General features: G+C 59.4%; 23 protein-coding genes and 1 pseudogene. 16 read left to right on the top strand and 8 right to left on the bottom strand.

All coding sequences use genetic code 11. The annotated features are described in order from the left end of the window. Positions 1-178 precede the first annotated feature (178 nt). The 3 genes from PspS35_RS11045 to PspS35_RS11035 are packed head-to-tail and all read right to left on the bottom strand — an operon-like array spanning position 179 to position 1,610. Positions 179-781, bottom strand: coding sequence for a GNAT family N-acetyltransferase (locus PspS35_RS11045; protein ID WP_159934353.1), 603 nt, complete (start codon positions 779-781; stop codon positions 179-181). 22 nt (positions 782-803) lie between these two features. Then, on the bottom strand, positions 804-1,241 hold the full coding sequence (locus PspS35_RS11040; protein ID WP_159934351.1) for a DUF1851 domain-containing protein: 438 nt from the start codon (positions 1,239-1,241) through the stop codon (positions 804-806). A gap of 24 nt (positions 1,242-1,265) precedes the next feature. Continuing rightward, entirely contained in the window at positions 1,266-1,610 is a 345-nt protein-coding gene (locus PspS35_RS11035) for an FKBP-type peptidyl-prolyl cis-trans isomerase (protein WP_159934349.1), read from the bottom strand. Positions 1,611-1,862: 252 nt separating this feature from the next. Between PspS35_RS11035 and PspS35_RS11030 the strand changes: the two are divergent. The 3 genes and pseudogenes from PspS35_RS11030 to PspS35_RS11020 all read left to right on the top strand — a co-directional run bounded on the left by PspS35_RS11030 (position 1,863) and on the right by PspS35_RS11020 (position 4,894). After that, positions 1,863-2,704 (top strand): annotated as a pseudogene (locus PspS35_RS11030) (FAD-dependent oxidoreductase). Positions 2,705-2,822: 118 nt separating this feature from the next. Continuing rightward, on the top strand, positions 2,823-3,710 hold the full coding sequence (locus PspS35_RS11025) for a nitrilase family protein (RefSeq protein ID WP_159934347.1): 888 nt from the start codon (positions 2,823-2,825) through the stop codon (positions 3,708-3,710). A 14-nt stretch (positions 3,711-3,724) separates the two neighbouring features. Further along, positions 3,725-4,894, top strand: coding sequence for a hypothetical protein (locus tag PspS35_RS11020; RefSeq protein WP_174244799.1), 1,170 nt, complete (start codon positions 3,725-3,727; stop codon positions 4,892-4,894). Between the two features lie 182 nt (positions 4,895-5,076). Here PspS35_RS11020 and PspS35_RS11015 read toward each other — a convergent pair whose 3' ends face one another. After that, the gene (locus PspS35_RS11015) at positions 5,077-6,045 is read right to left on the bottom strand and encodes a hypothetical protein (RefSeq protein WP_159934345.1); all 969 of its coding nucleotides are present in this window, start codon (positions 6,043-6,045) and stop codon (positions 5,077-5,079) included. 209 nt (positions 6,046-6,254) lie between these two features. Here PspS35_RS11015 and PspS35_RS11010 point away from each other — a divergent pair, with 209 nt between their 5' ends. Further along, on the top strand, positions 6,255-7,751 hold the full coding sequence (locus PspS35_RS11010) for a helix-turn-helix transcriptional regulator (RefSeq protein WP_159934343.1): 1,497 nt from the start codon (positions 6,255-6,257) through the stop codon (positions 7,749-7,751). A 103-nt stretch (positions 7,752-7,854) separates the two neighbouring features. Next, positions 7,855-8,127, top strand: a complete 273-nt coding sequence (locus PspS35_RS11005) for a DUF1652 domain-containing protein (protein ID WP_159934341.1) — start codon at positions 7,855-7,857, stop codon at positions 8,125-8,127. Here PspS35_RS11005 and PspS35_RS11000 read toward each other — a convergent pair. After that, a complete protein-coding gene (locus tag PspS35_RS11000; protein WP_159934339.1) occupies positions 8,090-9,283 on the bottom strand; it encodes an MFS transporter in 1,194 nt (397 codons plus the stop codon). The two genes, PspS35_RS11005 and PspS35_RS11000, sit on opposite strands and share 38 nt — an antisense overlap. 76 nt (positions 9,284-9,359) lie before the next feature. Beyond that, positions 9,360-9,668 (bottom strand): RcnB family protein, encoded by a 309-nt coding sequence (locus PspS35_RS10995; protein ID WP_159934337.1) that lies wholly within the window; start codon positions 9,666-9,668, stop codon positions 9,360-9,362. Positions 9,669-9,832: 164 nt separating this feature from the next. Here PspS35_RS10995 and PspS35_RS10990 point away from each other — a divergent pair, with 164 nt between their 5' ends. From PspS35_RS10990 to PspS35_RS10980, 3 genes are read left to right on the top strand one after another with little or no spacing between them, the layout of a single operon-like run. Further along, positions 9,833-10,390: an XRE family transcriptional regulator gene (locus tag PspS35_RS10990; RefSeq protein WP_159934335.1), complete on the top strand. Its 558-nt coding sequence runs from the start codon at positions 9,833-9,835 to the stop codon at positions 10,388-10,390. Between the two features lie 11 nt (positions 10,391-10,401). Beyond that, a complete protein-coding gene (locus PspS35_RS10985) occupies positions 10,402-11,748 on the top strand; it encodes a glutamine synthetase family protein (protein ID WP_159934333.1) in 1,347 nt (448 codons plus the stop codon). A 22-nt stretch (positions 11,749-11,770) separates the two neighbouring features. Then, complete coding sequence (locus tag PspS35_RS10980) at positions 11,771-12,868, top strand: DNA alkylation repair protein (RefSeq protein WP_159934331.1); 1,098 nt, start codon at positions 11,771-11,773, stop codon at positions 12,866-12,868. A gap of 1,042 nt (positions 12,869-13,910) precedes the next feature. Here PspS35_RS10980 and PspS35_RS10975 read toward each other — a convergent pair. Beyond that, positions 13,911-14,801, bottom strand: coding sequence for a LysR family transcriptional regulator (locus PspS35_RS10975; RefSeq protein WP_159934329.1), 891 nt, complete (start codon positions 14,799-14,801; stop codon positions 13,911-13,913). A 130-nt stretch (positions 14,802-14,931) separates the two neighbouring features. On the opposite strand from PspS35_RS10975, the gene PspS35_RS10970 reads away from it, so the two are divergent. From PspS35_RS10970 to PspS35_RS10945, 6 genes are all read left to right on the top strand, one after another. After that, positions 14,932-16,599, top strand: a complete 1,668-nt coding sequence (locus PspS35_RS10970) for a GMC family oxidoreductase N-terminal domain-containing protein (RefSeq protein ID WP_159934327.1) — start codon at positions 14,932-14,934, stop codon at positions 16,597-16,599. Positions 16,600-16,713: 114 nt separating this feature from the next. Beyond that, complete coding sequence (locus PspS35_RS10965) at positions 16,714-18,339, top strand: MFS transporter (RefSeq protein WP_159934325.1); 1,626 nt, start codon at positions 16,714-16,716, stop codon at positions 18,337-18,339. Between the two features lie 181 nt (positions 18,340-18,520). Then, entirely contained in the window at positions 18,521-20,470 is a 1,950-nt protein-coding gene (locus PspS35_RS10960) for a DNA topoisomerase III (protein WP_159934323.1), read from the top strand. A gap of 132 nt (positions 20,471-20,602) precedes the next feature. Continuing rightward, a complete protein-coding gene (locus PspS35_RS10955) occupies positions 20,603-21,043 on the top strand; it encodes a CBS domain-containing protein (RefSeq protein ID WP_159934321.1) in 441 nt (146 codons plus the stop codon). Between the two features lie 8 nt (positions 21,044-21,051). Beyond that, on the top strand, positions 21,052-21,897 hold the full coding sequence (locus tag PspS35_RS10950) for an NAD-dependent protein deacetylase (RefSeq protein WP_159934319.1): 846 nt from the start codon (positions 21,052-21,054) through the stop codon (positions 21,895-21,897). Positions 21,898-22,403: 506 nt separating this feature from the next. Further along, positions 22,404-22,733 carry a hypothetical protein gene (locus PspS35_RS10945; RefSeq protein WP_159934317.1) on the top strand — a complete coding sequence of 110 codons (330 nt, stop codon included), beginning with the start codon at positions 22,404-22,406 and terminating at the stop codon, positions 22,731-22,733. Positions 22,734-22,794: 61 nt separating this feature from the next. Here the strand turns inward: PspS35_RS10945 and PspS35_RS10940 are convergent, their stop codons facing one another. Beyond that, on the bottom strand, positions 22,795-23,700 hold the full coding sequence (locus tag PspS35_RS10940; protein WP_159934315.1) for a LysR family transcriptional regulator: 906 nt from the start codon (positions 23,698-23,700) through the stop codon (positions 22,795-22,797). 133 nt (positions 23,701-23,833) lie between these two features. Between PspS35_RS10940 and PspS35_RS10935 the strand changes: the two genes are divergently transcribed. Beyond that, on the top strand, positions 23,834-24,532 hold the full coding sequence (locus PspS35_RS10935) for a CoA transferase subunit A (RefSeq protein WP_159934313.1): 699 nt from the start codon (positions 23,834-23,836) through the stop codon (positions 24,530-24,532). A gap of 34 nt (positions 24,533-24,566) precedes the next feature. Continuing rightward, positions 24,567-25,226, top strand: a complete 660-nt coding sequence (locus PspS35_RS10930) for a CoA transferase subunit B (RefSeq protein ID WP_159934311.1) — start codon at positions 24,567-24,569, stop codon at positions 25,224-25,226. The last annotated feature ends 6 nt before the right edge of the window (positions 25,227-25,232 follow it).

Genomic DNA, 25,232 nt, shown 5'->3' with positions numbered 1-25,232 from the left:
GTGGTGAGCGGGCTTGCCCCGCGCTGGGGCGCGAAGCGGCCCCAATAAGGAAGGCCATCGCGATAACCCAGCTAAACCACGGAGTCTGATTTTAGGGCTGCTTCGCAGCCCGGCGCGGGACAAGCCCGCTCACCACAACAGCCCATTCGCCATAGATTCTTCGCTCACCGGCAGTTGTCTAGGGTGTGCCTGGTCGATCCCGCTCAACCAACGCCAGGTAGTCCTCAACCCTCCCACCCGCCAACGCCTTGATCTGAATCGACACCCTGTTAACCTGCCGCCCCATCGCAACCCCATCACGAGTGCGCACCGGTACATACCCAAGCTTGGGCCAGAAGCGCTCGGCGCAGGTATTGCCCACCACCACCGTCAACCGCAGCCATTGGGCGCCGTTCTCTATCGCCCAGCGCTCAAGGTCCGCATGCAGGTGCTGCGCAAGGCCGCTGCCATGCCGGCGCGAATCGACCAGCAGCAGGCCGATGTGCCATACCCCCTGCGCGAGCAAATCCGCCGCGATATTGACCACGGCGACCAAGCGATCCTCAGCGTCTCGATAGCCAAACCAGTACATCCGACTGCACGTCCACCCCGCCGGCAACGGCCCCAGCAACTCGTCGCGTGCTTCAGTCGGCGTGGCAGGCTCGCCGTTGACCGCGATGAAGTAAACCGGCGCCCGCTCGAAAAAATGCTGTAGCTCGACATCGTCAGCCACGGTAAGCGCCACGACTCGAATACCGGGGAAGGTGCTCAGAGGAAGTTGAGTCATGCAAGCCATATCCATGAGGTGCTGTCCTTACAAGCGACTAATCCACAATCCTGAGCTTCACCTGTGCGCCGTCAGGCAAATCCTTGATCTCGCGCGCCAGATCACCGCAGAACCGAAGCTGCTCGACATGATCAAGTCGACGCACATTCTCGATGGCGTATTCGCCGCCCAAAACCGGCGAAATAACGAAATGGTAAACCTCACCCTGCGCTAACGGCCCCAGCATCTCCTCGGCCTGATCCACCATCGGTTGCAGGTACCAGTCGTGCAGAAAGACCTGATCTTTGGAAACTTCATCCAGGGCCTCGCGGGTCTGGGCGATCACTTCGCAGGAAAGCGCCTCGGGGCACACTCGCCAGTAGCGGCCCTGTTCGTCCCTGACCATCAAATTGCCGAACGCCGTAGCGCCTACGACCTCAACAGGGTCGATGCCCGCCCAACCCCAGCTGTCGCGCATTGCGTGAAGTATGTCCATGCAGCCTCCTTGTGTCGAAACGATTCAATCATCCCGCGTCAGCACTTCCAGCAACTCAATCTCAAAGCGCAGATTGCTGTTTGGCTTAATATGCGCGCCCATTGAGCGCTCGCCGTAAGCCAGGTGCGCCGGCACGAACAACATGCGCACACCGCCCACCTGCATGCCCATCAAGCCTTGGTCCCACCCCTTGATGACACGACCGGTGCCGATCACACACTGGAACGGTTTGCCCCGTTCCCACGACGAATCGAACACCGTCCCATCTTCCAGAGTGCCGGTGTACTGGGTGGTGATCAGCGCGCCCTTGACCACGGCCTTGCCGTCGCCCAGGCGGATGTCGGTGATCTGGAGTTCGTCGTCGTGCATGGGGGTTCTCATTGAATACGCAAAGGCTGGGGTTTTCCCAGAATCGCTCGGGTTTGGCAAGTGCGAGACAACTGAAGACACCGCGTACTGACTGAAGGAGTGCCGGACAACCGTCAGTCGCCGTTGATGGCTGACCACCTACAACAAACCACGACATTCCTTAACCCAAAAGCACCGCCTGCTTATTTTCAGGCACTGGAAAACACGTACACGCTAAAAGGACTTCATTAGTTAAAGACAGGCACTATCAAGATGACCATCGGAACCGGCTTCAATTATCCTGCCGACGTTGCCAATCAACACCACAGAGGGAAACGCTCGACGAACAATAAATGGAGAGCCACATTCCCTAACCCGCCGGACTTGTGCTTTGACTATCGAACCCTCGTAGAACAGGAAAACGGAGTTGCGCAAGCTACCGACACAGGTCATAAAATAGGCATTATTGGTGCCGGGATTACAGGTTTAACAACTGCCCGAGAATTGCACAGGTGCGGACTCAAGAATATCACCTTGTTTGAAAAATCGAAGCATATTGGCGGCAGACATTTAACAGCCCTTGGAAACAACAATACTGAAACTACCGGCAGCCCCTCTTTTGAAATGGGCGCCATGAGAATGCCTTTTTTCAACACGTCAAAACAGCATCCAAAAGATGGACGTGCACTGATGGCCTACTACGCTAGCGAATTTGAATTAGTCACTTCAGACTTCCCAACCCCTGGCAGCGCAGCCGTTCGATCTACTGGAATATGTCTACAAGAAGGGAAATAGAGAAACTGTCTCCCTACATCGGACACGAACAAGCCATCGTTCAGCGTTGGATGAACGACAAACATGCCCTGGGTTGTGCAAAGCTCTACCGTGCAGGCACCTATTATGACGCGGTAAACCTGATGAAATACAACAGAGACTACGCTTACAAATCCGGACTGTATCTTTGCGGCGAGTTGTTTTCGGTCGATGCGGGATGGACTGAGCCTTGTTTCAGGGGAGCTATCGACACGGTCATAAATATCTGCGACAAAACCCACGCCCATTTCAACGGTGGTTTTACTTTGCAGGACTATCCCGAATATCAAACCGATCATTAACAAACAAGAGAATCAGACTACAAAGCAGTGGGAAGCATCCGACTGCCCATTAAACACCGCATCGCCTCTTATAAACACTCAACCACCGTCGGTTGCATAACAATAAGAGGTTACTTCCATGATGGAACCCATCAGCCCTGCGCGAGTTGCTGTCATTCAACTTGACCCTCAGGTAGGCATCGCAAACCGCGCCAATAACCTGCGTCAAAGCCTTGCACTTGCGACGGAGGCCGCAAACGGCGGCGCCAGCCTGATCGTGTTGCCCGAACTTTCCAATTGCGGATATTTCTTCAGCAGTCGCCAGGACGCCTTCGATCATGCCGAAGCGGTTCCGGAGGGCACCAGTGTAAGCGCGTGGGCAGATTTTGCTCGCGAACATCAAGTGTACCTGGTCGCCGGACTGAGCGAGATCGAGGGTAGGCAGCTGTTCAATACCGCAGTGCTAATGGGACCTGAAGGATTTATCGGCAAATACCGAAAGGCTCATTTATGGAACATGGAAAAGCTTTGGTTCACCCCAGGCAATACCGGTTTTCCAGTGTTTGAAACGCCGATTGGGCGCATCGGCCTGTTGATTTGCTGGGATATCTGGTTCCCTGAAGTCCCTCGTATTCTCAGCCAGCAAGGCGCGGATATTATTTGTAGCCTGAACAACTGGGTGTGGACCCCTGCGCCGTTGTTCGATGAGGCGGGCAAATGCATGGCGTCCTACCTGACGATGACGGCCGCCCACGTTAACAATGTATTTATCGCTGCCGCCAGCCGCATTGGCGAAGAACGAGACGCCCGCTACCTGGGATGCTCGTTGATCGCGGGAACCAATGGCTGGCCCATAGGTGCTGTCGCTTCGGCCAATCGCCAGGAAATCCTGTTCGCAGATATCGATATCACCAGTGCGCGTAGTGCGCCTATATGGAACAGCCTCAACGACCTGCAACGTGACCGACGCAATGACATCTACGATCAGATGCTTGGGTACTCCCGACACCCTGCCCTGCCGCGCTAACCGGAGGGCGCATAATGGAGACGTCATTTACCAAGACTGCATCTATTCGTTCACGAGCGGATATCACGGCCCTCGTTTTAGGCTCGATAAGCTTACTGCTGGTCATTTGGGTCTTAATCACCTATGAGGGTTCTTGGCCGGCGTATAGCGAGATGTTGGCAAACCTACCCCATCCGGCCGCATGGCTGCGCTGGGTAGTGGGGGATATCAGCGAAGTAGCGTTCTATAAGCACGAACTCGCTTCCCTTGGACTTATATCGGGTGCCTATCTGGCCTGGTGGGCTGGAAAACGTGGCAAAGCCTGGCAAGGCTTTTCCATTTCCTACGGCACAGGGCTGTGGCCTTGGCTGATAACCAGTTCACTCTTGGGGCTGCTGCTGAGCAACTTGCTGTGGGGTTGGAGCGTCACCGCTGAGACTTGGCAACCGACGTTCGCAGCATTCGTTTCATTGCCGGCGGCGATGGTATTGATGTTCGGTGGGGGTTGGAAAGTTGCGCTCAATGGTGCGATGTTAGGGGCAGTGCTGGTGACCCCAGCGTGCCTATTGATCGTAAACTATGTGTGTATACCGCTGGAGTTGCCGGTGGTCATTGGCAATGTACTGGGTATGGCATTCGGCAGCGTTATTGCGTTTTTAGTCTGCCGACGCATCCCCGCACTGGTGCGCTCCGATTACATCACACCGAACAAACCGCCCCCCACCAAACCACCCACTTACGGTGTGGTATGGAGCCTGCGTCGGGTGTTGGCGGACTTTTCCGAAGCCCCGTTCTTTGGTAATGAACTGGCGAGTCTCGGCTTATTGGTGGGTGTGTTACTGGCGTATTCGCTCAACCCTTTGAGCCCTGGCTATGGTTCAGGCCTTATCTTGCACCTGGTCGGCGCGCAAGCACTGACATCTGCAATCGGTGTTGTGATCTGGCGACATCAATGGATCAAGCACGGCTGGTATCCAACCTATGTGCCACTGGTTTCGGTGGTACCTGCGGCGGTGTTGACCTACGGCGGAAGTTGGATAGTGGTGGGCTCTAGCGCGCTGCTCGGCGCATTGATTGCACCGCCGTTGGCATACGCCATAGCTGGACGATTGCCCGCACACTTTCATCCTTACATCGGCAATGTAATTTCAATGGCGTTGAGCACATTGATCATTGTGCCTCTGGTGGGCCGATTGGCCGCATAACGTAAAGCTTGCCTGTTGCAGTGGCTCCGTAGACCTGCACATTTATAGGCCGGGAGTCGTCTATCACAGGCAAGCCATACCTTCTTAAATATGCCCCCCAGGCACTGCCGCTTCAAAGGTAGAGTGCTGGGGGCTGGCGTTTTGCTGAAGATCAAACGCGGCATCCTTGCCGCACATTCAGATCACGCCAACGGCACCCGACGCGTCGTCAACGCAATACGCCCCACAAAGAAACTCAGCACCACGCCCAACAGCAGCATCGCCAGGGTGCTCCAGGCCGCGCGGGACAGTTGCTTGGCCGCCACTTCACCCGCCTCACGGGCCTTCTGCTCAGCCTGTTGCTTCAGCTCATCAACCTTCTGCATGGCTTGCTGATACGCCTGGGCATAGTTGTCGACAATCTGAGTGGCCTCAGCCTTGCTCTTGCCGGTACGCGCGGCAACGATGTTGACCAGCGCGTCTTTATCGGCCGCATTCAATGCCGGCTCGCCCGACGCTTTAACGCGCTCGAACCACTGCTTCAACTCGTCACCGGCTTGTGCGGGATTGGTCGCTGCATCCGTCGCCGACTGCTTGCCATCCGCTGCCGCCTGGTCGGTTTTCTGCTCCACATTCGCAGGGTCCAATTCGGCCTTGCCGCTCTGCTTGAGCAGCGTATCAAGCTGACCTTGCAGGCTGTTCCAGTCCAGTTGGATGCCTTGCTCATTCAACTGCTGCTTGATGCTGTTGCCGATCCCTGGGGCGGCGGCGGCAATACCACTGCCGGCAGCGGAAAGGCCCTTGCCCACCACATTGCCGGCGGTCCCGACCACGCTGGCAGCCAGGCCGGCCAACAGCCAGGTGGTGAGCAAGGTGGTGAGGGTCCAGGTTAGTACGCCATGCAGGCCGCCTCGATCTGGGGCGGTGCGCCCGGCCACGAAGGCACCCAAGCCGATAGCCACCAAGGTCGACACAAACAACCAGATGCCGGCGCCCGTGCCGAAACCACTCAGCGGGTTGCCCGCCTCCATCGGGTTGACAGCGCTGGCGCCGATGGCGGTGCCGAGCACACTCAAGACCAGGTAGGTCACCAGTGCAATTGCACTACCGGCCAATACCGAACTCCAGGACACGCGAAACAACGAACGGTTTGTTTCATAGACAGTGGTCATACAAAGGTCCTTCACAAGTGATGGGAGCAAGGCAATGCGCCTTGATGGGTGTGAGTGTGGCGAAACGACATCCGTTCAGTCGTGGCCCATATGCACCAGGCGAACTGGTGCATTCGCACCCCAGCCATCACGATTTCTCTGCACTATCCTGAAGCCCGGATGTCGTACTCCCATGCGCCCCACTCCCCCCAAAAGAACGCGGAGAATCCATGACCCAGGATGTGCTTGCCAAAGAAACCAACCGTCGCCAGTTGCAGCAGATCATTTCCGGCCTGTCCGACGGGATCATCCTCGCGGAAGTCGACCAGACCATCCTGTGGGCCAATGAAGCGGCGCTGACCATGCACGGTGTGGATGATGTCCAGGCACTGGGCGCCAACACCCAGGCATACGCCGAGCGTTTTGCCCTGCGTTATCGCAATAACCACCCCCTACAGCTGGATAACTACCCCCTGGCCCGCGCCGCGGCGGGGGACGAATTCAGCGACGTGGTGGTGGAAGTCACGCCCACCGCCGACCCGGACAGAACCTGGGTCCACCGCTTGCGCAGCCTGGTCATCACCGACTCCCACGGTGAGCCGGAGTTACTGGTGCTGATCCTCAGCGACGCCACCGAATGGGCCAGCGCCGAGCAGCGCTTCGAAAAAACCTTCAACGCCAACCCGGCACCCGCGGTGATCTGCCGCTTGAGCGACCTGCGCTATATCAAGGTGAACCAAGGCTTCCTGGAGATGACCGGCTACAACCGCGACCAAGTCATCGGCAAGTCGGTGTATGAGCTGGACGTGCTGGAACAGGCCGAGCGCAAGGACCTGGCCATCCAGCGCCTGGGCGAAGGTTCGACCATCCCGCAGATGCAAGCCGAACTGCGCCTGCCGGATGGGGGTAGCAAACTGGTGATCGTCGCCGGCCAGCCGCTGGACATGAACGAAGAGGATTGCATGCTGTTTTCGTTCACCGACCTGGAGCCGCGACGCAAGGCCGAAGTGGCCCTGCGCCAAAGCGAAGAGCGCTTCGCCAAGTCGTTCCGCCTCACGCCGGTGCCGACGCTGGTGTGCAATGCCGCCAACCGCCAGGTGGTGGACGTCAACGAAGCCTTTATGAGCATTACCGGCTATATCAGTGAAGAACTGATCGGCAAATCCATCGAAGACATCGACTTTATCGACAGCCCCCAGGCCTGCACGCAGTTGTTCACCACGCTGGAAAAGGCCGGCAACCTCGACGGCCAGGACCTCAAGGTGCGCAAGAAGGGCAACGAGGTGATCGATTGCGTGGTGTCCGCCGACACAGTGAGCATCGAGGACGTGCCCTGCTACCTGCTGGTGCTGATGAACATCACCGAACGCAAGCGCTCGGAGCTGGAGTTGGTGGCGGCCATCGAGGAAGTGATGCAGGACGCCTCCTGGTTCAGCCAGACCCTGATCGAAAAACTGGCCAACGCCAAGAGCGTCAACAGCCCCAACCTGCCAAACATCAGCTTCACCGACCTCACCGCCCGCGAGCGTGATGTGCTGGGACTGATCTGCGAAGGCCTGGCCGACAAAGAGATCGCCTCGCGCCTGAAACTGGCGCCCAACACCGTGCGTAACCATGTGGCCACGGTGTACTCCAAGCTGGGGGTGCACAGCCGCAGTGCCGCCATCGTCTGGGCCCGTGAACGCGGGCTGTTTGCCGGTGAACTGCGCCTGAAAAACAAGCCCTGAACATGCAAATGCACTAGTGCAGCTAGTGCGAATTCGCCTTATGGCGCGGGGATGCAGTCAATAACCTTTAGGTCATCGACCCGAATGCCCTGAAGGAACCAGCATGTTTACCCTCGCCCAACTGCGAAACTGCATCGAAGAAGGCCTGTCGCCGCTGACCTGCGAGTTCACCCTGTGCCGGGACGCGTCCTTGACCCTCAAAGTCTACGACGCCAATACCGGCCGGGTTGACCTGGTCGTGACCGGGATCAGCACCAACCGGCTGCAGACCCCGCAGGAAGTGGAAAAGATGGTGGAAGAATTACGCTACGAGCTGCAATGCAACACCATGGGCAAACTCACGCTGGAGGATTTGCCTTCAACGACGAACCAATGAAATAGAACACCCCGCCCGCCACAATAAACGCCCCGAGCATGTAGAACATGCTGTGTGCTGGCAGGTTGGCCAGCGCCAACCCACACAGCACCGGCCCCAGCGCGGCACCGAGGTTGGACAGGTTCTGCGCCCCGTAGTACATGCCTCGCAGGTGGTCCGGCGCGATGCGGTCGATAAACATGTACTCGGCCGGAAACACCACAATCTCCCCCACCGTGAACACCGCCATCGCCAGTACCCACCACAGCACGCTGGTGGACAACGCAAAGCCGATCAGCCCGAGCATGAACATGCTCAAGCCGAAGATGAGCCACTGGCTGAGGTGACGGTGGGAAATGCGACGACCAATCACGTATTGCAAGGCGATCACCATCACCGCGTTGGTCGTCAGTACGGCGCTGATTACGGTGTAGGTATATTGCGCCGTGGTAGTGGTCACCAGGTACTGCGACAGGTAGGCGGTGAACTGGCCGAACACCACTGCACTGAACACGCCGCCCAGCGTGAAACAGACCAGCCGACGGTCGAGCAGCAATACGCGGCCAACGGCGAGAAACGACACCGGTTTTTGCGCCACGTCGACAGTGGTCAACGTGCGATCACCCCAACGCCAATACAGCAGGAAAAACCCCGCCCCCAGTAACGCCGACAACATAAACGGCAGGCTGATATCCAACTTGGCGACCATCGCCCCGAAAAACGGCCCGACCGCGTAGCCGATATTGGTGAGGGTGTACTTGATGGAAAACACTTCACTGCGCGCATCTTCCGGCAGCAGGCTGGCAAAGCCGGCCTTCACCGCGATATCGATGACTGCATAGGCCAGGTTGATCAGGATCAGGCAGCTGTAAAACGCCCAGATGTTCTGCGCCAGCAGCGTGCCGACAAACCCCAACACGAACAGCACGCTCATCCAGAGCAATAAGCGATAGCTGTTGATGCGGTCGACGAGAAACCCGCCATAGACACTGAGCAACGAACCGACAATCAGCGAGCTGCCGATCACTAGGCCAACCTGGGTGATGTCGAGGGCGAAATGGTGGGTGAGGTAGATCACCAGGTACGGAAACGTGATGGCCTTGGCCAACGTCAGCAGCAATGTGGCGCACAGCAACAGGTGTACGGTGCGGGGGTAGTTTCTTATTGTGGCAAGCATCCTGCTCTCATTCTTTGAAGGTAACGCGACCATTGCGGCCGGTTACCTTAACGCAAGAACAAGGCAAAAAGGAGGGTCACTTCTTGACGGGCGTGATCTCCAGAATGGTGCCGTTGGTGGTCTTGAGCAGCACGTACTTATCGCCTACCCGTGTCCATTGGCTTTCGTCTTCTGGCTGCTTGAGACCGCGTTTTTTCCAGTCACTGACGGCCGATTCCTTGCGCATCAGAATATCCGGGGCGCGGTCGCCTTCCTTCAGGTCACGGGTGTTGATGTTTGAAGGTTGCACGGTTTCCTGGGGCGTATCACCGGCCTGTACCACAAAGCTGGCGGTGGACAGGCTGGCGGCGACCAACAGGCAGGCAGCTAGGGTTTTGGACTTCATGGGTGCTCCTTCAATGAATGACGCGTACCCAAGTTCCGACCGCGGGGGCGCAGAATCATTCACTTGCTCGCTCGCTACAGGGGTGTGCCTTTCAATCTTGGCCACCCATTGCCCTTGTGAAATTTTTGCTGTAATTTTTCATGAAATTTAAAGACATAATTTTCATGAACCAACAAGAAGAACTGGCCACCCTCGCTGCGCTGATCCATGACCTGCGCAAGCACAAGAAGCTCACCCTCGCCCAACTCGCGCACAAGATTGAGCGTTCGGTGGGTTTCCTGTCCCAAGTGGAGCGTGGCCTGTCGCGCCCGACCGTGGCGGACCTCACTGCCATCAGCCACGCCCTCGACGTGCCCACCACCTATTTCTACAGCCAACCCAAGCCCAAGGCCGTGGACTGGATCACCCGCCCCAACGAACGGCGCACGGTGTATTACGCCAATGGCATCACCGACATCCTGGTTTCCCCCAGCATGAACGGCGCCTTTTCGATGCTCGACAGCCTGTTGGCGCCCGGTGCCAACAGCGGTGAACAGACCATGAGCGACCGCGGCGAGCAGGCCGGTTTTGTGCTGGAAGGCGAACTGACGCTGTGGGTCGAAGGCGAGGCCGACTCGGTCACCCTCGGCCCCGGCGACAGTTTCCACCTGGCCAGTTTCGCCCATTGCCGCTACGCCAACCTGACCGCCCTGCCCGCCCGCGTGTTGTGGGTTTACAACTAGGAGCTGCACCCGTGAAAAGCCATGCCGCCACGTTACTGGCCGAAGTACGGACCTTTCGCCAGAACCATCCCGATGTGCGTTACGTCGACCTGATAGCCCTGGACATCCCGGGGCATTTCTACGGCAAGCGCTACCCCATCGAGATGTTGGAGAAGGTCGCCGCCGGGAGCCCGCTGAAGCTGCCGCAAAATGCCGTGCTGCTGGGGGCTCAAGGCGGGCTGTTCAAGATCGGCGATTACTGCTTCAACGACGGCGATCCGGACGCCAACCGCCGCCTGGTGCCAGGCACGCTCAAGCCAGTGAGCTGGGAATCGCAACCCTTGGGCCAGATGCTGATCACCTCCGACGGCACCGAGGCCCCCATCGAATTCGAACCTCGGGAAGTGCTGGCCAAGGTGCTGGAGCGCCTGCATCACAAGGGCATCCACCCGGTGGTAGCGTTCGAACTGGAGTTCTACCTGTTCGACAAGAAACTCGACCACGGCCTGCCGCAATTCGCCCGCGACCCGCTGAGCGATGACGCCGACGACCAGCCCAACCTGCATATCGAACGGCTGTCGCGCTTCGGCGACGTGCTCGACGACATGGCCCAGACCGCCAAGGACCAAGGCATCGACATCACGGTGATCACCGCCGAACTCGGTCCGGGCCAGTTCGAGATCAACTTCGGCCACCAGGGCGACGGCCTGCGCGCCGCCGACTGGGCCGCCCTGTTCTGCCGCAGCACCCGTGGCGTGGCACTCAAGCACGGCTATCGCGCCAGTTTCATGGCCAAGCCCTACCTGCAATTCCCCGGCAGTGGCATGCATGTGCATGTCAGCCTGTACGACGGCGCCGGCAATAACCTGCTGGCGGCGCATCAGCAGCAACCGCTGCGTCACGCCGTGGCCGGTTGCCTGGAACTGCTGCCGCACTGCATGCCGATTTTCTCGCCCAACCACAACGCCTTCCGCCGATTGGGCGGCACGGTCAACGCGGCTACCCGCGCCTGCTGGGGCTTTGAAGACCGCGACGCGTGCGTGCGCATCCCCGAGTCCGACCCGCGCAACCTGCGCATCGAACACCGCCTGGCCAGCGCCGACGCCAATCCGTATTTGGTGCTGGCGGCGATCCTCGTCGGATTGGAACATGGCCTCGAAGCCAAACAGGAGCCCATCGCGCCACTGAACGAGGACCGCGCCAGCGGCACCGACTTCCCTGTGGAAATGCTCGACGCCGTGCGCGCCATGCAGCATCAAGCGGTATTGCGCGATAAGCTGGGCGCCGAATTTGTCGACGTGTACTGCGAGAACAAACGCCAGGATCACCTGGCCTTCCAGCAAGAGATCCACGCCCGCGAATACCGCTGGTTTCTCTGACTCAACCGCCATGGAATCACCGATGACCGACCAAAGCGCCCCGGCCCTCAAGGACATCTTCAACGTCGAACGTCTGCAACACATCGCCACTGAAATGACGGCGGTGTACCCCGCATTCGACGCCAGAGGCTTCCTCAAGCACGCCACTGCCGGGCTGGCCGAGCTGTCGGTGATGCAACGTATGGCGCGGGTCAGCGAAAGCCTGCACGCAGTGATCCCGCTGGATTACCCGCAAAGCCTCACGCTGCTCTACGCCCTGGCGCCGCGCCTGAACAGCGGCTTTGTCAGCCTGTTCCTGCCGCACTACGTGGCGAGTTACGGCCTGGCCGACTTCAAGCGCTCCATGGCTGCGCTCAAGCACTTCACCACGTTCGGCTCGGCCGAATTCGCCATTCGCCATTTTTTGCTGCACGACTTTGCGCGCACCCTGGCGGTGATGCAGCAGTGGTCGCGGGATGACAACGACCACGTACGCCGCCTGGCCAGCGAAGGTTCGCGGCCGCGTTTGCCGTGGTCGTTTCGCCTGGCCAACGTGCAGGCCAACCCCGCGTTGTGTGCCTCGATCCTCGACAACCTCAAGGCCGACCCGAGCCTCTACGTGCGCAAGTCCGTGGCCAACCACCTCAACGACATCACCAAGGACCACCCCGACTGGGTGCTTGGCCTGATCGAAGGCTGGTCGCTGGATAACCCCCACACTGCCTGGATCGCCCGCCATGCGTTGCGCAGCCTGATCAAGCAAGGCAACACCCGCGCACTGACGCTCATGGGCGCGGGGGCCAGAGCTGAAGTGAACATTCATCATCTGAGCGTGACGCCGGCGGTGATCAGGCTGGGGGAACGGATAAGCCTGTCGTTCAACCTGGAATCCACGGCGGCCACTGCACAGAAACTGGTGGTGGACTACGCCATCGACTACGTCAAAAGCGCCGGGCACAGCGCGAGCAAAGTGTTCAAGCTCAAGGCGTTTACGCTGGGGGCCGGGGAACAGCAGCGCATCAGCCGCGAGCAGCACATCCGTGAACTGACCACGCGCAAGCACTATCCTGGTCGGCATGTGGTGCATGTGATGGTGAATGGCGAAAGGCTCGGCAGTGCTGCATTCGAATTGCGCGATTGAACCAACAGCAGAGGCCCCATGTGCGGGCTTATCCCCGATAGCTATAGGTATCTACACAGCTCTTAAAGGCAGACACATAACGCTGTGGTGAGCGGGCTTGCCCCGCGCTGGGCTGCGCAGCGGCCCCAAAACGTTCACTTCGATTGATTCTGGCACTCTGCGGCGACTTTGTTGGGGCTGCTGCGCAGCCCAGCGCGGGGCAAGCCCGCTCACTACAACAGCCCATTTGCCATAGATTCAGCATCCACGGGAAGTTCGATAGCCGTAGGTATCTACACAACTCTTAAAGGCAGATACATAACGCTGTGGTGAGCGGGCTTGCCCCGCGCTGGGCTGCGCAGCGGCCCCAAAACGTTCACCTCGATTGATTCTGGCACTCTGCGGCGACCTTGTTGGGGCTGCTACGCAGCCCAGCGCGGGGCAAGCCCGCTCACTACAACAGCTCATTTGCCATAGATTCAGCATCCACGGGAAGTTCGATAGCCGTAGGTATCTACACAACTCTATAAAGGCAGATACATAACGCTGTGGTGAGCGGGCTTGCCCCGCGCTGGGCTGCGAAGCGGCCCCAAAACGTTCACCTCGATTGATTCTGGCACTCTGCGGCGACCTTGTTGGGGCTGCTACGCAGCCCAGCGCGGGGCAAGCCCGCTCACTACAACAGCCCATTTGCCATAGATTCAGCATCCACGGGAAGTTCGATAGCCATAGGTATCTACACAGCTCTTAAAGGCAGACACATAACGCTGTGGTGAGCGGGCTTGCCCCGCGCTGGGCTGCGAAGCGGCCCCAAAACGTTCACCTCGATTGATTCTGGCACTCTGCGGCGACCTTGTTGGGGCCGCTGCGCAGCCCAGCGCGGGGCAAGCCCGCTCACTACAACAGCTCATTTGCCATAGATTCAGCATCCACGGGAAGTTGTGTGGACACCCATGCCCCGATGGCGGTGGTTCAGTTGGAACATCTGTGACAGACACCCAGCCATCGGGGGCAAGTCGAATCGTCGCACCGCCGTCCCACATTTTTCACCCGGTTTCTTCAGTCAAGGTTCGCCCAGCAGCAACCCCTGCTCCCGCGCGCACAGCTCCACCACGTAGTCCCACAACACCCGCAGCCGCACCGATTTGTGCAGCTCCCGACGCGAACTGATCCAGTAGCTGCGCTGGATGCCCTCCCCCGGCAGTAACGCTACCAAATCCTTGTCGCCGGCGGCCATAAAGCACGGCAGCACTGCAATCCCCAACCCGGAGCGCGCCGCTTGATGCTGGGCGATCACGCTGGTGCTGTGGAACACCACCTTTGGGTTGCGGCAAAAACTGCTGAGGAATTTCAGTTCCTGGCTGAACAGCAGGTCGTCCACGTAATCGATCCATGAATGGGCGGCGAGGTCTTCGCGCTTTTCGATCGGCGGGTTGCGTTCCAGGTAGGCGCGGCTGGCGTAGAGCGCCAGGCGGTAGTCGGTGAGCTTGCGCGTGACCAGTTGATCGACGCTGGGGCGTTCCAAATGGATGCTGATTTCCGCTTCGCGATTGAGGATGCTGACAAAACGCGGCACGGCGACCAACTCCACTTCCAGCCCTGGGTATCGCTCAAACAACCCGCCCATGCGACTGGCCAGGAACATCACCCCCAGGCCTTCGGCTACGCCCAGGCGAATCTTGCCCAGGGGCGCGGCGGAATGGGTGAGTTCGTCTTCGGCCAGCAACGCGACGTTTTCCATGGCTTCGGCGTGCTTGAGCAAGGCTTCGCCGGAAGGCGTCAGCTCGTAGCCCTGGGCATGCTGCACGAACAACGCGGTGCCGAGGCTTTTCTCGATGGCCTCAATGTGCCGGGCCACCGTGGCGTGGGTGGTTTTAAGGCGCTGCGCGGCCGTGAGCAGCCGGCCGCTGCGCTGCAGCTCGAGAAAGTATCGCAGGTCGTTCCAGTCGAACATGTCGCCTCCATTCCATCAGCCAGGGCAGCGCTGTTTAAAAACGCACAGCAGCTGGGCAAAAACTAACATTTTTAAGACGAAAACTAACAACTAGGATGGAACCAATAAGAAAAACAAGCGAGACCTTCAGATGCCCCTTGCAACTGCTGAATACGATTACATCGTGGTAGGCGCCGGCCCCGCTGGCTGCCTGCTGGCCAATCGATTGTCCGCCAACCCCGCCCACCGCGTGCTGCTACTCGAAGCCGGTGGCCGCGACAACTATCCCTGGATCCATATCCCCGTCGGCTACCTGTTCTGCATCGGCAACCCGCGCACCGACTGGTGCTTCAAGACCGAAGCCCAGGAAGGCCTGCAAGGCCGTGCCCTGAGTTACCCACGGGGCAAAGTGCTAGGCGGTTGTTCATCCATCAACGGCATGATCTACATGCGCGGCCAGGCCCAGGACTACGACGGTTGGGCAGCAGAAGGCAACCCAGGCTGGGCCTGGAAAGACGTGCTGGCGCTGTTCAAACAGAGCGAAAACCATTTTGCCGGCGCTTCGCAGTTCCACAGCGATGGCGGTGAATGGCGTGTCGAGCAACAACGGCTGTCGTGGCCGATCCTGGATGCCTTTCGCGAGGCGGCGGCGCAGAGCGGCATTGCCAATATCAACGACTTCAACCAGGGCGATAACGAGGGCTGCGGGTACTTCCAGGTCAACCAGAAAGCCGGGGTGCGCTGGAATGCAGCCAAGGCGTTTCTCAAACCGATTCGCCAACGCCCCAATCTCACGGTCCTCACCGAAGTGGAAGTCGACCGCGTGGTCCTGGAAAACGGCCGCGCCTCGGCAGTGGTCGGGCGTCAAAGCGGCCAGCAAATGAGCTGGAAGACGCGCAAGGAGATCGTGCTGTGTGCCGGCTCCGTGGGCTCGCCGGGTATTGTGCAACGTTCCGGCATCGGCCCCTCCAGCGTGCTCAAACCGCTGGGCATTGATGTGCTGCATGAACTGCCGGGCGTTGGCGGCAACTTGCAGGACCACCTGCAACTGCGCCTGATCTACAAGCTGGAAAACGCCCGCACCCTGAACCAGATCGCCGGCACCGTATGGGGCAAAATGGGCATGGGCCTGCGTTACCTGTATGACCGCAGCGGCCCGCTGTCGATGGCGCCCAGCCAGCTCGGCGCATTTGCCCGTTCGGGGCCGGAGCAGACCTCGGCCAACCTCGAATACCACGTGCAGCCACTGTCCCTGGAGCGCTTCGGCGAACCGCTGCACGCATTCCCGGCGTTTACCGCATCCGTCTGCGACCTACGTCCGCAAAGCCGTGGCCGCATTGATATCCGCTCGGCCAACCCGGCGGACGCACCATTGATCCGGCCCAACTACCTCAGCCACCCGCAGGACTTGCGGGTGGCCGCCGATGCCATTCGCCTGACCCGACGCATCGTCGCCGCGCCGGCCCTGAGCCAGTTCAAGCCGGTGGAATACCTGCCCGGCGATTCGCTGCAAACCGAAGAAGAACTGCACGAAGCCGCCGCTCGTATCGGCACGACGATCTTCCACCCGGTGGGCACCTGCCGCATGGGCAGCGACAAAGACGCCGTGGTCGATGCGCAACTGCGCGTGCATGGCGTACCCGGCCTGCGTATCGCAGATGCCTCGGTTATGCCGCGCATCACTTCCGGCAACACCTGCTCACCCACGCTGATGATCGCGGAGAAAGCAGCGCAGCTGATCCTTTCACCGAACACCGTAGGAGCGAGCTTGCTCGCGAAAAACGCAACAGCACCGCGCTCATCCAGGTTCCCCGCGTAATCGTTGACGATTTTCGCGAGCAAGCTCGCTTCTACAGAGGAACGGAAACAGACCGGCGCCGAGGTTGGCGCCGACAGTGGAACAACAATAAATAATCACTGTGAGGGCTACCCGATGTCAGAACATGCTCAAACCCTGGGCTCGACGGTCAACACCGCGAGCACTGCCAACGATTCAAAAAAAGTCATCTTCGCCTCGTCCCTGGGGACGGTGTTCGAGTGGTATGACTTTTTCCTCTACGGCGCCCTGGCTGCCGTGATCAGCAAACAGTTCTTTGCCGGGGTCAACGACACCACGGCGTTTATCTTTGCCCTGATGGCCTTTGCCGCCGGCTTTGTGGTGCGCCCGTTCGGCGCACTGGTGTTCGGGCGCCTGGGCGACATGATCGGGCGCAAGTACACCTTCCTCGTCACCATCATCCTGATGGGCGTCGCCACCTTCTGCGTCGGGCTGCTGCCGACCTACGCGAGCATCGGCATCGCGGCGCCGATCATCCTGATCGTGCTGCGCATGCTGCAAGGCCTGGCGCTGGGCGGCGAGTACGGCGGCGCAGCCACCTACGTGGCCGAACATGCGCCGGCCGGCAAACGTGGCCTCAACACCAGTTGGATTCAATCCACGGCGACCATCGGCCTGTTGCTGTCGCTGCTGGTGGTGCTGGCCTGCCGTTACTTCACCGGTGACCAGTTCGAAGTGTGGGGCTGGCGGATTCCGTTCCTGTTTTCCATCGTACTGCTGGGCATTTCCACCTGGATCCGCATGAGCCTGCACGAGTCACCGGCCTTTCTGAAAATGAAAGAGGAAGGCAAGGCCAGCAAGGCACCGATCCGTGAGTCGTTCGGCAAATGGGAAAACCTCAAGGTGGTGCTGATTGCGCTGTTCAGCATCAACGGTGGGCAAGCGGTGACCTTTTACGCCTCGCAGTTCTATGTGCTGTTTTTCCTCACGCAGTTCCTGAAGATGGACCCGGCGTTGGCCAACATGCTGCTGATTATCAGCGTAGTGATCGGCGCGCCGTTCTTCATCTTCTTTGGCTGGCTGTCGGACAAGGTCGGGCGCAAGCCGGTGCTGATGCTCGGCCTGCTGCTGGCGACCGTGTTGTACTTCCCGATCTTCAAGAGCCTGGCGCACTACACCAACCCGGCGATGGACCAAGCCAGCCAACAGGCACCGATCACCGTGCTGGCCGACCCAGCCACCTGTACCTTCCAGTTCGATCCGGTGGGCAAGGCGAAATTTGACAGCCCGTGCGACAAGGTCAAGACCTTCCTGGTCAAGCAAGGCCTGCCCTACAGCAGCGCCGCCGCACCCGCCGGCAGCCCGGTGCAGGTGAGCGTGGGCGAAGTGCGTATCGACGGTTTTGACGAAAAAGCCCTGCGTGGCGCCGTGACCCTGGCCGGTTACCCGACTTCGGCGGATGTGGCCCAGGTCAACAAAGTCATGGTGGTGGTGCTGATCGTGGCGCTGATCCTGATCGCGGCGATGTGCTATGGCCCGTTGGCGGCGCTGATGGTGGAATTGTTCCCAACGCGTATCCGCTACACCTCGATGTCCCTGCCCTACCACATCGGTAACGGCTGGTTTGGCGGGTTCCTGCCGACGGTGTCGTTTGCGCTGGTGGTGTACACCGGGGATATCTTCTATGGCTTGTGGTACCCGGTGGTGATTACCGGGGTGAGCCTGATCGTGGGGTTGTTCTGCCTCAAAGAAACGCGGCACGTGGATATTGATAATAATTAAGCAGCTACAAGCGGCAAGCTACAAGCGGCAAGCTACAAGCGGCAAGTCAGAGCGAATCGGCATTGACTTGCGGCTTGTAGCTTGAAACTTAAAGCTGTACATCCATACAGATAACGGTTGATCAATTCCCTTCTTATGCCCATCCTGCTCTCCATTCAACTGTGTAAAGAATGGGCTGACCATGCGGCTGTACCTCTGTGAAAAACCCTCCCAGGCCAAGGATATCGCGGCCGTGCTCGGCGCCAGTCGCCGGGGTGACGGCTGCTGGCTGGGCAATGGGGTCACTGTCACCTGGTGCATCGGTCACCTGCTGGAAACCGCCCCGCCCGACGCCTACGACGCCAAGTACAAACGCTGGGTGCTGGCCGACCTGCCGATCGTCCCGGAAAAATGGAAAATGCTGGTCAAGCCCAAGACCGCCAGCCAATTCAAGGCGGTCAAGCGCCTGCTCGGGGAAGCCCAGGAACTGGTGATCGCCACCGATGCCGACCGTGAGGGCGAGATGATCGCCCGTGAACTGGTGGAGCATTGCCGCTATCGCGGGCCGATCCAGCGGTTGTGGCTGTCGGCGCTGGACGATGCCTCCATTCGCAAGGCCCTGGCCGCGCTCAAGCCCGGCGCGCAGACCTTCAGCCTGTATCACTCGGCCCTTGGCCGCTCCCGCGCCGACTGGCTGATCGGCATGAACATGAGCCGCCTGTTTACCCTGCTGGGGCGTCAGTCCGGCTATCAAGGCGTACTGCCGGTGGGCCGGGTGCAAACCCCGACCTTGCGCCTGGTGGTGGACCGCGATCGCAGCATCGCCGATTTTGTGCCCGTGGCGTACTGGGCCATCGATGTGGACCTGCGCCACGACCGCATGACATTCACCGCGCAATGGCGCGCTGCCGAAGACGCCTGCGACGATCAAGGCCGCTGCCTCAACCCGCAACTGGCCCGTGAAGCCGCCGACGCCATGACCAACGCCGCCAGCGCACGCCTGGTGAAACTTCGCACCGAACGCATGCGTGAAGTGGCGCCGCTGCCCTTCGACCTGGGCACCCTGCAGGAAATCTGCTCCAAGAAACTCGGCCTCGGCGCCCAGGAAACCCTGGATATCGCCCAGTCCCTCTACGAAACCCACAAGGTCATCACCTACCCGCGAAGCGACTGCGGCTACCTGCCCGTGAGCCAGCACAGCGAGGCACCGAAGATTCTTGCCGCGCTGGGCCGCGCCGACGCGGCGGTCAACGAGCTGATGCCCCATATCGACCCCCAGCGCCGTTCCAGGGCCTGGAACGACGCCAAGGTCAGCGCCCACCACGGCATCATTCCCACCGGCGCCGGCAAAGATGTGGGGCAGCTCACGGGCAAGCATCGTGCGGTGTACACGCTGATTCGTGCGCGCTACCTGGCGCAGTTCCTGCCCAACCATGAATACGACCGCACCCAGGCGGATTTCGACTGCGCTGGCTTTGCCTTGCGCGCGGTGGGCAAGGTGGTGATCGAAGCGGGCTGGAAACGCGCCCTGCCCGAAGCACTGGCGCCGACCAAGGGTCGTGAAGCGCCCGCACCACAAGCCTTACCCGCCTTGGGACAGGGCCAGGACTATGCCGTGGCCAAGGTCCATCTCAAGGACTTGTGGACCCAACCGCCCAAACCCTTTACCGAAGGCGACCTGATCAAGGCGATGAAAAATGTCGCCAAGCTGGTGGAAGACCCGCTGCTCAAGCAAAAACTCAAGGACACCACCGGTATCGGCACTGAGGCCACCCGCGCCGGGATTATCCAAGGGCTGCTCGACCGAGGTTACCTGGTGAAAAACGGCAAGGCGCTGTCGGCCACACCGGCGGCGTTCAGCCTGATCGACGCTGTGCCCAGGGCCATTGCCGACCCTGGCACCACCGCCATCTGGGAACAGGCGCTGGACATGGTGCAAAGCGGTGAAATGAGCCTGGAAGAATTTGTCGCCAAGCAGGCGGCGTGGATGAGCAAGCAGGTGGCGCGCTGCAATGGCATGCGCATGACCATTAGCGGCCCGGCCAGCCCGGCGGGTAAAGGCGCCGCACCGTGGAAAAAGAAGCGCAAGGCCGCCCCACGCAAGGCCGCCGCCAGCTCCAAGCGAGCTAAAAAGCCGACAAATGCTGGGTAAACACGGAAAAAATCCGGCGAATGACGTTTTTCGACGGGTTTAGCGCCGCTTTGGACCTTGCGGTGCCGCAGCCCGTCTAGGATTCTGTAGGTGACCCGCTGACGTCCCAATAACAACACCGGAGTGGCTGCCATGAAAACCGTCGCACAATTGCTCAAAGCCAAGGACCATAAAAACCAGGACGTCCATACGATCAAATGGGACCACACCGTGTTTGAAGCGCTGGTGCGGATGTCGGAAAAAAACGTCGGGGCCTTGCCGGTCGTCAAGGACGACGTGGTGGTGGGCATCATCAGCGAACGCGACTACGCACGTAAAATCATGCTCAAGGGGTTGTCGTCGGTCACCACCAAGGTCCACGAGGTGATGAGCTCCCCGGTGATCACCGTCGACACCCACAAAAGTGTCGAGGAATGCATGAATATCATGACCGACAGCCACCTGCGTCACTTGCCCGTGGTCGAGGACGGCAAACTGCTTGGCCTGTTATCCATCGGCGACTTGGTCAAAGAAGCCATCGCCGAGCAAGCCGACCTGATCAAGCAGCTGGAGCAATACATCCGCGGCGAATAGGGGATCCCATGCTCGACAGCCTGGAACATCAACAAGACCACCTCGACACCCTGCACCGCGCCATGGCCGAACGGCGCTTTCTGGTATTGACCGGTGCAGGTATCAGTACGTCGTCGGGCATCCCCGATTACCGCGACAATGAAGGTGTGCGCCGTGGCAAGGCGCCGATGATGTACCAGGAATTCCTCGCCACCGCGCAGGCACGCCGCCGCTACTGGGCGCGGGCGATGCTGGGCTGGCCGAGGGTGCGCATTGCCGAGCCGAACAAGGCGCACCTGGCGTTGGCGACGCTGCAACAGCATCAGCGCATCAGCGGGCTGATCACGCAAAACGTCGACACCCTGCATGATCAGGCTGGCAGCCGCGACGTGATCGAACTGCACGGCAGCCTGCATCGGGTGTTGTGCCTGGATTGCCAGCAACGCAGCGAGCGCGATGTGATCCAGCGCCTGATGGAAGGCCAGAATCCCTACCTGGCTGGCGTCGATGCGGTGCAGGCACCGGATGGCGATACCCTGCTTGATCCTGCGTTTGAAGCGCGCTTCCAAGTCCCCCACTGCCCCCATTGCAATGGCCAGCGGCTCAAGCCGGACGTGGTGTTTTTTGGCGAAAACGTCACCCAGGCCACAGCAGCCAAGGCGATGGCTGCGGTAGAGCACGCCGAGGGATTGCTGGTGGTGGGTTCATCGCTGATGGCGTATTCGGCGTTTCGCCTGTGCAAGGCCATGGTCGAACAAGGCAAACCGGTAATCGCCATCAACCTCGGCAAGACCCGCGGGGATGATTGGTTGCAGGTAAAGATCCAAGCGTCGTGCGAGCGGTTGTTACCCCTGCTTGCCGAACGATTGCGCTGACCAGCCGCAAGCCCGCTCGCCCCAAAGGCCCATTTACGGGTTGACCATTACCTCCAAAAAATGACGCCCAAGTCACGTTCTTCCGCATTCCCCCGTCCCCACGACAATTTATGTAGTGACAGAAAATATTCACTACATAATCGTTGACGTAACCTTTTTGTCCTTGCATTATCGAGACGTCTCCCGCATCGGGAGCGTTGGTAACACGTGTTTTGAAAGCGCTCGTCTGACCGCCGAGCTGTTTTTTCCGGATGTGCACTGCCCACAAGGCAGATTGATGAAGCTGACCTGCCCCGCAAGGGATGGGTACAAGGAGCTCAAACGCTGCTTGTCTTCGTTATGAAACCATGGCGTAGCCGTTCATTAGCAAGACTACATGCATCAGGTTCAAGACCCTGCCCGTATTCGGCAGACCGTCACTGACGCCCGGTTTTCAGAACCGGAGACAACTAAGCAGTTTTAACGGAATCAACTGATAGATCGCCAACTGGTCAAGGGGCTTACACATGAATCTGAACAACCAACCAACTATCGATGAATTGGCTGAGATGTTCGCAGCGCAGAAAGACACACTCGACGACCATATCCTGTGGATTGGCAAATCGGGCGAAGTGCAACTTGACTGCCTGGCGCCCAACACCGAAGAAGCCGAGTTTGACCGCACCAACCGTGAACTGGCAGCGCGCCTGAAGGTGTACCGCCGCGGCCAGGGTTATGTCGGCAAGAAGGCTGCGGCTGATCGCAACTTTATCGAGCAGGTCTTTCACACACTCAATACTGAATGGCAGAACCTTAAAGGCCATTCGCAGGTTAAAGTGATTGATAGATACTGCTGATCACTCAGCATTAAACATTCAAGCCCGCTCGTTAGTTCGAGCGGGCTTTTTAACTACCGTTTTATGACAATGCCGGAAACCGCCCCTTCCCCGCTTCATCTCGAAAAATATCAAACAACACTTGCGCCGCCGCCGACAACTCATGCCCCGGCTTGGTCAGCACACCAATCGGCCGCTCAATCACCGGACTGTTCAAGGTGATGCAATGGGCCCCCGCCTCTTCCATCTGTCGTGCACACAATGCAGGCACGGCACTGACGCCCAGGCCACTGGCAACCATCTTGCCCACCGTTGCCAGTTGATGGCTTTCCAGCGCCACGGGCAGTTTCATCTGCAAGGCGCCCAAATGCTCTTCCAGCATCACCCGGACTGTGGAGGGTCGCTGCAAGGTGATGAACGGCTGTTCCAGCAAGGTCGCCCAATCAATCTCGGCACACTGCGCCAGCGGTGAGTCGCCGGGCACCACTGCAATGAAGCGGTCCAGGTACAGTGGGGTAAACGCCAGTGACGAGCCTTCCGACGGCTCAAACGCGACGCCCAGCTCCACCTGACGGTCGCGCACCATCTCCAGTACCTGTTCATTGATCAAGTCGTGCACCGTCACATTCACCTGAGGGTAACGTGCACGGAATATCTTCAGGATCGGCGGCAGCAAATTGCCAGCAAACGATGGCATCGCCGCCACCGTGACCCGTCCACGTTGCAGGGTGAAGCGCTGACGCAGTTCGTCCTCGGTATTGTCCCAATCGGCAATCAGCCGCCGCGCCAGGGGCAACAGTGACTCGCCTTCCGGCGTCAGCGCGACGTTACGGGTGTTACGGCTGAACAAGCGGCCACCCAAGCCTTCTTCCAGGCCCTTGATGGTCAGGCTCAGCGCCGATTGAGAGAGGTGCAGGCGCTCGCAGGCGGCGGCAAAACTCAGGCTTTGGGCCACAGCGAGAAACGCACGCATCTGCTTAACGGTCATGGCGCTACTCCGAACGGCAATGGACTATGCTGTTTTCTAAATCAATCAACCTTAAAAAACAACTTAACAAATCAATCCGTCGGCGCAACACTCGATCCATTGGCAGACCCACACACAATAAATAGAGGTGCATATGGCAGGTTTCGATAAACGCGTGGCGTCCTACGAGGAAGCGCTGGCAGGCCTGGAAGACGGTATGACCGTGCTCTCCGGTGGTTTTGGCCTGTGCGGCATTCCAGAAAACCTCATCAATGAGATCAAGCGCAAAGGCACCCGCGACCTGACCGTGGTTTCCAACAACTGCGGCGTCGACGGTTTTGGCTTGGGCGTGCTGCTGGAAGAAAAGCAGATCAGCAAAGTGATCGCCTCCTACGTGGGTGAAAACGCCCTGTTCGAGAAGCAATTGCTCAGCGGCGAAATCGAAGTGGTGCTCACCCCTCAAGGCACCCTGGCAGAGAAAATGCGCGCAGGCGGTGCGGGCATCCCGGCGTTCTTCACCGCCACCGGCGTCGGCACACCGGTTGCCGACGGCAAGGAAACCCGTGAATTCAACGGTCGCCCGTACCTGATGGAAGAATCCATCACCGGCGACTTCGCCATCGTCAAAGGCTGGAAAGCCGACCACTTCGGCAACGTCATCTACCGCCACACCGCCCAGAACTTCAACCCGCTGGCCGCCACCGCCGGCAAGATCACCGTGGTCGAAGTCGAGGAAATCGTCGAACCGGGCGAGCTGGACCCGGCGCAGATCCACACTCCTGGCATCTACGTCGACCGGATCATCTGCGGCACGTTCGAGAAGCGCATCGAACAGCGCACCGTGCGCAAATAATCCGCCCCCAGCCCGAACAATAAGGACTCATAAAATGGCTCTTACCCGCGAACAAATGGCTCAACGCGTCGCCCGCGAAATGCAGGACGGTTTCTACGTAAACCTCGGCATCGGCATTCCAACCCTGGTGGCCAACTACATACCCGAAGGCATGGAAGTGATGCTGCAATCGGAAAACGGCCTGCTCGGCATGGGCCCGTTTCCCACCGAAGACACCATCGATGCCGACATGATCAACGCCGGTAAACAGACCGTCACCGCACGTGTCGGCGCCTCGATCTTCTCCTCTGCCGAATCCTTCGCGATGATTCGCGGCGGCCACGTCGACCTTACCGTACTCGGCGCGTTTGAAGTCGACGTACACGGCAACATCGCCTCGTGGATGATTCCCGGCAAATTGGTCAAAGGCATGGGCGGCGCCATGGACCTGGTGGCCGGCGCCGAAAACATCATCGTGATCATGACCCACGCGTCCAAGGACGGTGAGTCCAAGTTGCTCAGCCAATGCAGCTTGCCACTGACCGGCGCCAACTGCATCAAGCGTGTATTGACGGACCTGGCGTACCTGGAGATCGAAAATGGCGCTTTTGTCCTCAAGGAACGCGCACCTGGCGTCAGTGTTGAAGAGATTGTGAGCAAGACCGCCGGTAAACTGATCGTCCCGGACCACGTTCCAGAAATGCACTTCCAGTGAGGACAG

This window comes from Pseudomonas sp. S35, assembly GCF_009866765.1.
GTDB lineage: Bacteria > Pseudomonadota > Gammaproteobacteria > Pseudomonadales > Pseudomonadaceae > Aquipseudomonas.
This window is presented reverse-complemented; position numbering and strand designations above follow the sequence as displayed.